Raw genomic sequence first — 12,397 nt, 5'->3', positions numbered from 1 at the left:
TATGGCAACAACTTACAAAACACCGGGCGTTTACATCGAGGAGATTTCCAAATTGCCTCCATCGGTAGCGCAAGTTGAAACAGCTATCCCTGCTTTTATTGGTTATACTGAAAAAGCGACCAATAAAATAAAAGGCGATCTTAAAGGTGTTCCCACAAGGATTACCTCGATGCTGGAATACGAAACGTATTTTGGCGCTGCAAAACCTGAAACTTCCATTGGAATTACGATTAACGATACCCTTCTGAATGGTGTAACAAAACGCGATTTGGTGGTAACACAGCCCGCATCAAGGGAACCTTTCCTGATGTATTATTCATTGCAACTTTATTTTGCAAACGGCGGCGGGCCTTGTTACATTGTTTCAGTTGGCCGCTACGGAACCGATTTGGATGACGACGACACTCAGGTAACATCAATAAACAATTCGGATGATTTTAACGACGGATTGGCCGAGGTGGGCAAGGTGGATGAGGTTACTTTGCTTGTTTTTCCTGACGCAACTGCACTGTCAACTCCATCAGAATTTTATAGCCTGTACAACGATGCTTTGGCGCAATGCAACAAACTTCAGGATCGGTTTACAATTATCGATACACTGAGTTATGATGCAGCCAGCCCAACCGATTCGAACATTGCGGATTTACGAAAGTTTATCAGCGCCGATAAAGCTTACCTGAAATACGGTGCGGCTTATTATCCGTTTCTGAAAACAATTCTGAATTATCAGTTCGATGCAAAAAAGATTATCGTTTCGCATTATTCGTACGATGCTACAGCCTATGAAACCATCGATGACAATGTAACGGCTATTGAAAGTCCCGCATCTGGATTGCCGGCAACTGTGGCCGATTTGGTGGATCTGACAACCACGCCCGGAGATATTTCAGGAGCAGTGAGCGATGTACTGTTGCAAATGTACAGCGCCAGCGGCTTCGATCTGGGGGGAACTTTTTCGAGCGACAGTACCAAAAAGACGGCGTTCCTCGATGCAGTGGAAACATTGCTCGGATCACTCGGCGAACTCAATGATTTTAAAACAAAACTGAACACCGAAGCCAAAGCGGCTTCAGATACCATCTCTGATGAAGATCAGACAATTGCCGACGGAATTGATGCGGCTTTGGTTACGTTTAACGCCGATTTTGAAGGTGCAGGAAAAATCGATGAGGTATACAGTAACCTTCGGGAGTTATTTGTAAAAATGCAAAATGCCGATACTTCTACAAAAATCAAAAACCTCTTGGATGTAAACGCTGTAAACTTCGATGCTGAGCTGAAAAAGCTTGAATATTATACGCCACTGAATACACAAACTGGCATTACATCAAACTTCGATGCTTTTGCAAATGTGCTTACAAACATGAACGATCTGATTACCGAGATCAGAAAAGTAGAAGGTAAAGACAAGAATAACGGTGCCATGAACGGACGAAGTTTGAATGCCGTTCAACAGGTAGACGATGCCACGTACAATAAAATACTTACCGAGATTGGAAACCTTCCGCTCGAATTACCGCCAAGTGCTGCCATGGCCGGCGTTTATGCCCGCGTTGATAGCGAACGTGGTGTTTGGAAAGCACCCGCAAATGTGAGCCTGAATTATGTTTCGGGATTAACAGTTAAAGTCACCAACGATATCCAGGACGATCTGAATGTGCATACACAAGGAGGGAAATCCATTAATGCAATTCGTGCTTTCACCGGCAAAGGAATACTCGTTTGGGGAGCACGAACACTGGCGGGTAACGACAACGAATGGCGCTACATTTCTGTCCGTCGTTTCTTTAATATGGTGGAAGAGTCGGTACAAAAAGCAACCGGTGTTTTCGTTTTCGAACCCAACGATGCCAACACATGGGTAAAAGTTAAAGCCATGATCGACAATTACCTGATAAACCAATGGAAAGCTGGTGCATTGGCAGGTACAACTCCCGAGCAGGCTTTTTATGTGAAAGTTGGTTTAGGAGAAACAATGACAGCGCAAGACATTCTCAACGGTTATATGATCATTGAGATCGGTATGGCAGCGGTTCGTCCTGCCGAATTCATTGTACTGCAATTCTCTCACAAAATGCAGGAGGTTTAAATCAATAAAACTTTAAAAGAATAAATTATGGCAACTACATATCCATTACCAAAGTTTCATTTTAAAGTGAGCTTTGGCGACACAGAGTTTAACTGCACCGAAGTTTCAGGCCTCGATTTTGAACGCGAAGTGATTGAGTATCGTGCCGGTGCCGATGCCGAATACCACAAAGGCAAACAACCCGGTTTGTCGAAATACAGCAACATTACATTGAAACGCGGAACTTTTGCCGGCAAAGGGCGCGAATTCTACGAGAAATGGGTGAAAACCGTTTATTTCCAGGAAGAAGGAGAGAAATATCGCGGCGATCTGGTAATTAGTTTATTGAATGAAAGCCATGAACCGGTGGTAAGTTGGAAAGCGATCAATGCCTACATCACCAAAATTCAGGCTACCGATTTTAAAGCCGATGGAAACGAAATTGCAATCGAAACTGCCGAGTTTGTACATGAAAAACTCACTATGATAGAATGAGCGAATTCCATCCACCCATAGGATTTCATTTCAGCGTTGAGTTTCCGGATATCTCTTCCAGTAGTGGCGACCAGCGTTTTCAGTCGGTTTCAGGACTGACTGTTGACGTGGACACCGAAGAAATTGCCGAAGGAGGAGAAAACCGGTTTAAACACAAAGTTCCGGTTCGGACCAAGTATCCAAACCTGGTTTTGAAACGCGGATTACTGGTGGATTCGGAAGTGATAAAATGGTGTCGAAATGCGGTTGAAAACTTCAGCTTTAAGCCCACCAACCTTATCGTGAAACTGCTGAATGAAAAACATGAGCCGCTGATGAGTTGGAATGTCGTTCATGCCTATCCGGTAAAATGGAGCATGAGCGATTTTAATGCCGAAGAAAGCAAACTGGCCATCGAAACACTGGAATTGACTTATAACTATTTCAACGTAATATAATTATTATGCCAATAGAAATTAAGGAATTACACATCAAGATCAATGTTCCCGGCGATTCGGAACAGCCACGCAACGGCGGTGGTGATGAGGAAAACTCAAAAGAGAAGATCATAGAAGCCTGTGTGGAACAGGTGATGGAAATATTATCGAAAAAAGAGGAACGCTGATATGTCGGGAGAACTTACAAAACTGCAGATAAAAGCATACAGCGACGAACAGTTTAATAACGAAGTCGCTAATGGCGAATTTCAGACTTTATTGAATCCGGAAAAGTATGTTTTTAAGTATAAGGTAGAGCAAAACAACCAGCAGGCATCTGGTACAAGTTCTTCTTCGCCGCGCTATAACCGCACACCGCCCGAAGATCTCGAACTGGAGTTTATTTTCGACCGGACAGGAGTTTTGGTGAATTACGGTAATCCTGCAACCGCGGATGATAATGAGCTTTCGGCGGATAAAGGAAACGGCATTAAGGAAGATATCGATCAATTTAAACGGGTGGTTTTTGATTACAATGGCGACGAGCACCGCCCAAATTACCTGGTTATTTTGTGGGGGACACTGTTGTTTAAAGGTGTTTTAACCGAAGTAGATATTACGTTTAAACTGTTTAAAGCCGACGGTACGCCACTACGTGCTACAGCCAACGCAAAATTTAAAGGTTTTGTTGAGGATACGTTGCGGGTGGCTACCGAGAACAATAATTCACCCGATCTTACCCACATTCGGGAAGTTAAAGAAGGCGATACCTTGCCTTTGATGACCTACCGTATTTACGGCGACCCGAAATATTACCTCGAAGTGGCGAAAGCAAACCGAATCACCAATTTTAGAAAATTAAAGGTTGGGCAGAAAATATTCTTTCCGCCAATCGATAAAGTCTCATAAATATGCCTGAAACGCGAGTCATACCAACTGCACGGTCGGCCGACCTGGTTACCTTCAAAATTCTTGTTGAAGGGGAAGAATTATCCTCTGTCAACCAGGTTTTAAGCATCACGGTGCAAAAGGAGATCAACCGGATTCCCTGGGCAAAAATTGTGTTGCTTGACGGCGATCCTGCGACACAGGATTTTGTGCTGAGCAACGAAAGTTTCTTTGTTCCCGGAAAGGAAATTGAGATAAAAAGCGGTTACCATTCCGAGGAAGAAACCATTTTTAAAGGGATTGTAATCAGGCATAATCTGAAGATCCGGTCCGACAAAGCACAGCTGGAAATTGAATGCAAAGACAAGGCCGTTAAAATGAGCATCGGCCGCAAAAGCAAATATTTCTACGACAGTAAAGACAGCGATATTCTGGAAGGAATTATTGGTATTCATGGCCTGGAGTCCGATGTGGAGGAAACCGGTTTAACCTATCCTGAAATGGTTCAGTATCGTGTAAGCGACTGGGATTTTTCTATTACGCGTGCTCAGGCAAACGGAAAAGTTTGTGTGATCGACGATGGTAAGTTTTCGGTGCTGGCTCCCGATTATTCGCAGGAAGAAAAAATGACACTCGTTTACGGCGCTACTATTCTTGATTTTGATGCTGAAATGGATGCCCGAAATCAGTTTGCTAACGTAAGCAGTTTTGGCTGGGATGTGGCAAATCAGGAGATCGTGGAGAAGGAAGCCAATAATGCCGACGTAGAATTAAACGGAAATATTTCGCCCAATGAACTGGCTTCAGTAATTGAATTGGATAAATTGGAGCTACGCGATGGAAGTGCCAGCACTGATGCCGGTTTACAGGAGTGGGCCAATGCCAAAAAGTTGTTTAATCAACTGTCGAAAACACGCGGTCGGGTGCGCTTTCAGGGCGTTCCCGACGTGAAGCCAAATACAACAGTTGTACTATCGGGCGTAGGCGATCGATTTAACGGCAAAGTGTATGTTTCGGCTGTTCGTCATCAAATTACCGAAGGCAACTGGACCATTGACACCCAGTTCGGAATCAATCCAAAGTGGTTTTCCGAAACGGTTGATATTATTGAAATGCCGGCGGCTGGATTGATCGGTGCCGTTAGTGGTTTGCATGTGGCAAAAGTTACCCAAATTCACGATGACCCAAACGGCGAGTACCGCGTGATGGTGCGTATGCCCATCATCAATAACGACGAACAAGGCGTTTGGGCACGTGTGGCAACACTTGATGCAGGCGACAGTCGCGGATCGTTTTTCCGCCCCGAACCGGATGATGAGGTGATCGTTGGCTTTCTGAATGATGATCCAAACGATCCGGTGATTCTGGGCATGCTGCATAGTAGTGCGTTGCCTTCGCCACTTGAACCTAAAGAAGCCAACAACGAAAAAGGATTTGTAACCCGCAGCGAGTTAAAATTTTTGTTTAACGACGAGAAAAAGTCGGTAGTTCTTGAAACGCCCGGCGGCAAAATCATCACAGTTGACGATGATGCAGGAACCATAAAAATCGAAGACGAATCGGGAAATGTAAGCACTTTCGATTCCAGTGGAATAACACTCGAAAGCAGTGGAGATATTTCAATAAAAGCAACGGGCGATGTAAACATCGAAGGAACGAATGTTGGCATTACAGCCACTGCTGAATTTAAAGCCGAAGGCAGTGCCGGATCTGAACTGGCATCGCCGGCGATAACAAAAGTTACAGGATCATTAGTACAAATTAATTGATATGCCACCAGCAGCAAGAATAAACGATATGCACACCTGCCCGATGGTAAACCCTGGCGGAGCACCACATGTTGGAGGACCGGTTTTACCTCCGGGAAGCCCAACGGTTTTAATTGAAGGATTACCCGCAGCAAGGGTAGGCGATATGGCCACTTGTTCCGGTCCACCCGATACGATTATCATGGGATCGGGAACCGTGTTAATTGGCGGAATGCCGGCAGCCCGTGTAGGAGATCTTACTGCACATGGCGGATCAATAATAATGGGAAGTGCAACCGTAATAATTGGAGGTTAACATGCAGAAATACAACTCATTTTTAGGACGCGGATGGAGTTTTCCCCCGGAATTCAAAAAGGGGACAAAAAGTGTGAAACTTCTGGAAAACGAGGAGGACATTAAAAGCAGTCTGGAGATATTATTGTCAACCCGTTTGGGAGAACGCATAATGGTTCCCGATTACGGATGTAACCTTGATGAACTGCTTTTTAAACCCTTAAATCTTACGCTGAAAACCTATGTGATCGACCTGATAAAAAGGGCCATTCTGTATCATGAACCGCGGATTGATGTGAATAAAATCGCCATCGATCCAATCAATGAACCGGAAGGCGAACTGCTGATAAACATCGATTATACCATCCGGTCGACCAACTCGCGAAAAAATATGGTATTCCCATTCTATAAAACCGAAGGCAGCGAAACATAAACGAAACTTAAATGGCAAATTGCGGAAAAGACATATTACTACCCCGTGAGGGAACCGAACAACAATCTAGGTTTATTGAAGCGCTCAATCCCGCATGGGTAAAACTGAACGATTTTGGCCTGGAAGAGTGGATGAAGTTTGCCTGGGATTTTGCGCTTCATGTTAAGTATTTCGATACAAAAAACGATCAGGTTCCGGCCGATAACTGGCAGGACTTTTTTGTCGCAAAAGATGAACTGTCCGATTTTCTGAAAAAGCTCGAAACAGGTTCCGAAATTACACCGCACCTGGCTTTGTTTGTCACTTTTATAAAACTGCTCGATACTACTAAAAATCATTTTAACCGTTTAACACAACGGCATCTCGATTTCTATTACCAAAGGGTATTAAAACTTGAAAAACAAGTGGCAACACCCGATACCGTTCATGTATTGTTTGAACTGGCCAAAAACGCCGAATCGGAAATAATAACTGAATCAACAGCGTTGGATGCAGGGAAAGACTCGGGAGGCAAAAAACTCATATACAAAACAGAGGAAGAATTGGTAGCCAACCGGGCAAAAGTGACGGCGCTAAAAAGTGTTTATAATGATCACGAATACCAAAAAATAAAAGCTGCCGGTGTTGCCAATTCCTACGATGGTACAGGCGCCGATTTCCCGGATAAAAATGTAAAATGGTGGCCTTTTGCCTACTACGAATTGCCCCCCGAAGGCGATGAACCTGATCTACGCGAGTATCCTGAATTGCCGGATGCCAAAATTGGTTTTGCCGTTTCGGGCGAAATTCTGGAGTTGCAGGAAGGTGAGCGCTATGTGCAATTGACACTCGATTTCGAAACAGCACTTTCAAAATCCTATTCGCCTGATGATTTAAAAGCCAACCTTGAAATTCTGTGTACAGGTGAAAAAGGCTGGCTAAAATCCGCCGAAATCATCGGAACATTTGAGAACGACGCAATCGGCTCTAATTTTTCTTCGGGCTCCGATGCCACTGACTTGAGTTTGCTTCATATTCTTTTCCAGATTCCAAAAGACGAAAAAGCCGTTGTGGCTTATGATAAAAAAATACATGCCGAAAATTTCAAAACTGAATTCCCGGTTTGCCGTGTGCTTATAAACACGGGCAATGAAACAGGACACGAACTCTACCGCGATTTCGTGAATAAAAAATTGAACGAGCTCTCAATCGATGTGGCGGCGGTTGGCGTTGAAAACCTCAATCTTTACAACGATATTGGTGCAATAAATAACGCAAAACCTTTTTATCCGTTTGGTACACAGCCGGTAAAAAAATCGAAGTTTTATGTGGATTACGCCGAGTTATACAAAAAGAAATGGAATAAACTCAATATTAATGTTGAATGGAAAAATACGCCGGCCGACTTTTTAAGTTGGTACGCCGCATATCGAAAGCCATTTCTTACACAGTTAAGTGTATTGGATTATTCGGATTTGATATTTAGCAAAGAATACAAATTAAGTTTGGAAAATTTGCCAACGGTAAAAGCGAGGAAGATTGAATTGCCGGGCAGAACCAATACTGATACGAAAATTGAGAAATATAAATTTAACGATCGTATTATTGATGATTTGAGTGATTTTAATGCAAAAGTAGAAATCAGTAATCAAGAGGATTGGGAAACGGTTGGAGGTTTGAAAAATCTGGCACTGTTTGACAAACAAACGCGTGATGATGAAATTTTCTACACCCTGGATTTTAGTGTCTCAAATCCTGTTTCGTCTTCCGAAAAATCGGGTCCGGTGCGTTTGTCGCTAAACCGTACATTTCTGCACGAGATGTACCCGCGCTTGTACGCTGCTGCGATGAGCAACGAGGACAAAAATGTACTGATTCCGAACGAACCCTACACGCCGTTTATTGAAAAACTAACACTGGATTACTTTGCTTCAGCGCAACTTAAACCGGAAAAGAGCACTTACGAGTTTAAAGATTTTGAGTTGTACCATGAGCATCCTTTTGGTCAGGCTGTAGAAGATATTGAGCAAAAAATTGCCAATAAGATTTTACCTGCAGACGAAGCAAAAACACAGCATGCTGTACCCACCTATTGTAATGGCGGTGAACTCTATGTCGGGCTTGAAAACGCGCGGCCTCAGCAAAATGTGTCGCTACTGATACAGGTGCTTGAAGGCAGCGAAAACCCGGAAGCGGAATCGTTTGTAGGCAAACAAAAAGTGGAGTGGTGGATGTTGTGTCGCAACGAATGGAAACGGCTGGAGCGTTCTTCCATAATTACCAACCAAACCGATAACCTGTTAAAATCGGGTATTTTTAAGTTCAAAATTCCAAAAGAAGCCACAGCCAACAATACTTTGCTTCCTGGCGGACTAATGTGGTTAAAAGCACGGATACACAAAAAATACAATGCTGTATCAAAAGTTATAGGTATTCATGCTCAGGCAGTTGAAGCCAAATTTGAAAACAACGATAACAAGCTGGATCATTTGTCTGATGGTTTGACTTCCAATACCATTTCAAAAATGGTAGTGAGGCCGCCAAAAATTAAGTCGCTTTCGCAACCTTACAATTCATTTGGAGGCCAGCCAACGGAAAGTGATTCAGCTTTTTATCACCGTGTTAGTGAACGCTTACGGCATAAATATCGGGCCATTACCTTGTGGGATTACGAGCATTTGGTGCTTCAGGAATTTCCTGAAATACATAAAGTGAAGTGCCTGAATCATACCTCAACGAAAGTAGAGAAAGGTAAAAGAAAAACAAGCTATCTGGCACCCGGGAATGTGGTGCTGGTGGTCATTCCCGATATTGTAAACAGAAATGTTTTTGATATATACAAGCCCCGGGTTAGCAAGGCAACACTAAATCGTATTGAGAATTTTATCCGGAAGTTGAATTCTCCATTGATCAGCACGAAAGTGATCAATCCGGAATACGAGGAAGTACGTGTCGATCTGAAGGTACAATTTCATGAGGGATACGACGAGGTTTATTACAAATCAGTACTAAAAGAAGACTTGACGCGACTGCTTTCACCCTGGGCTTTCGATAGCAAAGCACTCATTCAGTTTGGTATTTCGTTGCACAAAAGCATTGTTATCGATTACGTCGAAAAACTAAAATATGTGGACTTTGTCAGTGATCTAAAACTGTTTCAAACCAATGCCGCAACAGGCAGCGAAACAGAAGTGAAAATCGCCAGTCCAAACAGTCCGGAAGCCATTTTGGTGTCGTCAAAACGACATAATATTGGCGACACAGAAAACTATTGTTCAAACATTAAAATCGTACCTGCAGAACCATGTCAGAGTTAAACGAACATATTAGCATTCCGAAAAATGTATCCACAGGCGACGACCTGGATTATACATTCCTGCGCCAAAAAGGACAGGAGTACATCGAAAAACTCGCCGGAAATATCTGGACAGACTACAACGAACACGATCCGGGTATCACTATCCTCGAAATGCTGAGTTATGCCATTACGGATTTGGGGGCACGCATTTCAATGCCGCTCGAAAATATTTTAACACCATCACGCTCAGGCTCGCTTAACGATCAGTTTTTTGATGCCCAACAGATCCTACCTTCAAAACCGGTTACTGAAGCCGACTATCGGAAGTTATTTATTGATATTGACGGAGTAAAAAACTGCTGGCTAAAAAAATATGAGAAAACAGTTCATGTGGATTGTAAGAACGATTTACTGAGCTACGATCCAAAGGATTTTGAGGCCCTTGATAAACAGGAACAAAAGCAGTTTATTATAAACGGATTGTATAAAATTATTGTGGATTATGACGAACGCGTTCTTAAAAAAGCGGATGATGAGGAAGCCAAAATTGACGATATAAATCAGTGTATTATAAAAACTTATCATGCCAATCGTAATCTTTGCGAAGATCTGGTAAAAGTAGAAAAGGTGGAAATGCACCCAATTCAGGTGTGCGCCAGCATTGAACTCGATCCCGAGGTGGACGAAGAAAAAGTTCATGCGCAGGTTTTGCGCGCCATTGATACGTATTTTTCACCAAAGCTCTGGTTTTATTCCTTACAACAACTATTCGACAAAGGGTATTCGAGCGACCATATTTTTGAAGGACCGGTACTGAGTCATGGTTTTATCGATCCTGAAGAATTGGAAAACGCCCGATTGCGAAAAGAAATTCGCTTATCTGACATCGTGCAGCTGATTATGAAAATTGATGGGGTGAAACTTATAAAGGATATCTCGATTAACGATTGCAATAACCCGGAGGAAGAAAAGGATGTTTGGCTGGTTTGTGTAGATGAAGGAAAGAAACCCGTTCGCTGTCATCTTAGTGCATTCAGCTATTATAAAGGCGTTCTTCCGGTAAATGTAAACAGCAAAAAAGTAAAAGAATACATTGCAGAACTGGAAGCCGAAGAAGCCGACCGGCAGGAACTTTCAGCGTTGGATAAAGCCATTCCCGTGCCTGAAGGCGAGTATTTGGGAACTGGTGAAACCACTACCATTCAGAACGATTTTCCGGAGACTTATGGAATCGGGCAAGTGGGATTGAATTCAAGAGCATCGGTAACACGCAAAGCACAGGCGAAACAGTTAAAAGCTTACCTTTTGTTTTTCGATCAGATATTTGCCACCTACTTTGCACATTTGGATAAGGTGAAAGAAGTGCTATCGGTGGACAACAGTTTGAGCAGTACCTATTTTACGCAGGCAGTGAAAGACATAAAAGGTTTTTCCGATTTGATAGAAGACTACCCAAAATCAAATGACGAACAACTGACCAAAAAATTGTTGGCAGATCTCGATGATAATATTACCCGCAAAAATCAGTTGCTCGATCATTTACTGGCACGCTTTGCCGAAAACTTCAGTCAGTATTCATTTTTAATGAAACAACTTTACGGAAATTATGCCGGACAAGCGGTGGTAAATGCCAAGCAAACTTTTCTTTCGGAATACGGCGAGATCGTCAAGGTGACAGATGGTGGAATAGAAGTTAAAAACAAAGGCATCAGTAACTGGCGGGGTAGTGCGTTTAATTATTTCGACCAGAAACCTACTCAACTTTGGGATACAAAAAATGTGGCCGGTGCTCAAAAACGAATAGCGCGTTTGTGCGGCGTTCAGGATTTTAGGCGGCGGGATCTGTCGGCTTCGTTTGCCGAGATTTATGAACTGCAGGATGCCGACGAAAAAACAGTTTACCGCTGGCGAATAAGAAACGATGAAAACGAAGCAGTACTTTCAGCAACCGTAAACTACAAAACGCCGGGGGCCGCCCGCGAAGAAATGTACCAGTCGATCGTAAAAGTGGTGGAAACCGATCCTGAAGTCATCAAAGAAGGTTTTACCATAACCATTAACGATGAGGCCGAGGTTGGAAATTTCGAAATTCAAAAAGCGGATAGTGGCAAATATTCTTTTGATGTGATCAATCTGAATGCCGACCCCGGGAGCACCGACCGGATTATTGCCCGGCAATTTCTTTATTACGATACACAGGAAGAACTGAAACAGGCGATCCTGGATTTGATACTTTTCCTGCGTAACGATTTTAAAGAAGAGGGAATGTACATTGTTGAGCACATTCTGCTGCGCCCCGATGTAACCTCCGAAGAGGGATTAAAAGAGCAGTTTATGTCGGTATGTACCGATAATTGCGAAAGCTGCGAACCTATCGATCCGTATTCATATCGCGTAACAGTGATACTACCCGGCTGGACGTACCGCTTTGGAAACATGGATTTCAGGAACTTTATGGAAGACCTGATACGCCGGGAATTGCCTGCTCATGTTCTGGCACGCGTTTGCTGGATTGGTGAACCCAAAGGCTGGGTTGATGACGACAAAAACGACATGGTTCAGTTTGAAAAAGCATACAAAGATTTTCTGCTCTCGAAAACAAAATCAGGGCAGAAACAAGTGGAACCAAAACTGAAAAAGCTGATAGATGCACTCGAACAACTGAATTCGATTTACCCCGAAGGCCGGTTGATCGATTGCGATGATGAAGAAGATTCGTTGAAAGGCCGGATTATTCTGGGCCGAACAAATATTGGAAACCTTTAATTACAGAAGTG

Annotated in this window: 10 protein-coding genes; all 10 read left to right on the top strand. The window is 43.2% G+C overall.

What is annotated here, in order from left to right; genetic code table 11:
• The first annotated feature begins 1 nt into the window (after position 1).
• The 10 genes from LH29_RS11260 to LH29_RS11220 are packed head-to-tail and all read left to right on the top strand — an operon-like array spanning position 2 to position 12,386.
• Positions 2–2,089 carry a phage tail sheath family protein gene (locus LH29_RS11260; RefSeq protein ID WP_045029703.1) on the top strand — a complete coding sequence of 696 codons (2,088 nt, stop codon included), beginning with the start codon at positions 2–4 and terminating at the stop codon, positions 2,087–2,089.
• A 27-nt stretch (positions 2,090–2,116) separates the two neighbouring features.
• Positions 2,117–2,563: a phage tail protein gene (locus LH29_RS11255; RefSeq protein WP_045029701.1), complete on the top strand. Its 447-nt coding sequence runs from the start codon at positions 2,117–2,119 to the stop codon at positions 2,561–2,563.
• Positions 2,560–3,000, top strand: coding sequence for a phage tail protein (locus LH29_RS11250; protein ID WP_045029698.1), 441 nt, complete (start codon positions 2,560–2,562; stop codon positions 2,998–3,000). Before LH29_RS11255 ends, LH29_RS11250 begins: the two co-directional genes overlap by 4 nt.
• Before the next feature lie 5 nt (positions 3,001–3,005).
• On the top strand, positions 3,006–3,167 hold the full coding sequence (locus tag LH29_RS24780; RefSeq protein ID WP_198152432.1) for a DUF5908 family protein: 162 nt from the start codon (positions 3,006–3,008) through the stop codon (positions 3,165–3,167).
• A 1-nt stretch (position 3,168) separates the two neighbouring features.
• Positions 3,169–3,888, top strand: a complete 720-nt coding sequence (locus LH29_RS11245; RefSeq protein ID WP_045029695.1) for a CIS tube protein — start codon at positions 3,169–3,171, stop codon at positions 3,886–3,888.
• A 2-nt stretch (positions 3,889–3,890) separates the two neighbouring features.
• A complete protein-coding gene (gene vgrG, locus LH29_RS11240; protein ID WP_045029693.1) occupies positions 3,891–5,636 on the top strand; it encodes a type VI secretion system tip protein VgrG in 1,746 nt (581 codons plus the stop codon).
• Between the two features lies 1 nt (position 5,637).
• A complete protein-coding gene (locus tag LH29_RS11235) occupies positions 5,638–5,931 on the top strand; it encodes a PAAR domain-containing protein (RefSeq protein ID WP_045029691.1) in 294 nt (97 codons plus the stop codon).
• Position 5,932: 1 nt separating this feature from the next.
• On the top strand, positions 5,933–6,343 hold the full coding sequence (locus LH29_RS11230; protein ID WP_045029690.1) for a GPW/gp25 family protein: 411 nt from the start codon (positions 5,933–5,935) through the stop codon (positions 6,341–6,343).
• A gap of 11 nt (positions 6,344–6,354) precedes the next feature.
• Positions 6,355–9,639, top strand: coding sequence for a baseplate J/gp47 family protein (locus tag LH29_RS11225; protein ID WP_052670811.1), 3,285 nt, complete (start codon positions 6,355–6,357; stop codon positions 9,637–9,639).
• Positions 9,627–12,386 (top strand): hypothetical protein, encoded by a 2,760-nt coding sequence (locus tag LH29_RS11220; protein WP_045029689.1) that lies wholly within the window; start codon positions 9,627–9,629, stop codon positions 12,384–12,386. The genes LH29_RS11225 and LH29_RS11220 overlap by 13 nt, the downstream gene beginning before the upstream one ends.
• The last annotated feature ends 11 nt before the right edge of the window (positions 12,387–12,397 follow it).

Source organism: Draconibacterium sediminis, from assembly GCF_000949475.1.
In the GTDB taxonomy this organism is placed as follows: domain Bacteria; phylum Bacteroidota; class Bacteroidia; order Bacteroidales; family Prolixibacteraceae; genus Draconibacterium; species Draconibacterium sediminis.
This window is presented reverse-complemented; position numbering and strand designations above follow the sequence as displayed.

Bases quoted from the DNA above. Each gene is read 5' to 3' on its own strand.
- LH29_RS11260 (WP_045029703.1), top strand. From the start codon at position 2: ATGGCAACAACTTACAAAACACCGGGCGTTTACATCGAGGAGATTTCC.
- LH29_RS11255 (WP_045029701.1), top strand. From the start codon at position 2,117: ATGGCAACTACATATCCATTACCAAAGTTTCATTTTAAAGTGAGCTTT.
- LH29_RS11250 (WP_045029698.1), top strand. From the start codon at position 2,560: ATGAGCGAATTCCATCCACCCATAGGATTTCATTTCAGCGTTGAGTTT.
- LH29_RS24780 (WP_198152432.1), top strand. From the start codon at position 3,006: ATGCCAATAGAAATTAAGGAATTACACATCAAGATCAATGTTCCCGGC.
- LH29_RS11245 (WP_045029695.1), top strand. From the start codon at position 3,169: ATGTCGGGAGAACTTACAAAACTGCAGATAAAAGCATACAGCGACGAA.
- vgrG (WP_045029693.1), top strand. From the start codon at position 3,891: ATGCCTGAAACGCGAGTCATACCAACTGCACGGTCGGCCGACCTGGTT.
- LH29_RS11235 (WP_045029691.1), top strand. From the start codon at position 5,638: ATGCCACCAGCAGCAAGAATAAACGATATGCACACCTGCCCGATGGTA.
- LH29_RS11230 (WP_045029690.1), top strand. From the start codon at position 5,933: ATGCAGAAATACAACTCATTTTTAGGACGCGGATGGAGTTTTCCCCCG.
- LH29_RS11225 (WP_052670811.1), top strand. From the start codon at position 6,355: ATGGCAAATTGCGGAAAAGACATATTACTACCCCGTGAGGGAACCGAA.
- LH29_RS11220 (WP_045029689.1), top strand. From the start codon at position 9,627: ATGTCAGAGTTAAACGAACATATTAGCATTCCGAAAAATGTATCCACA.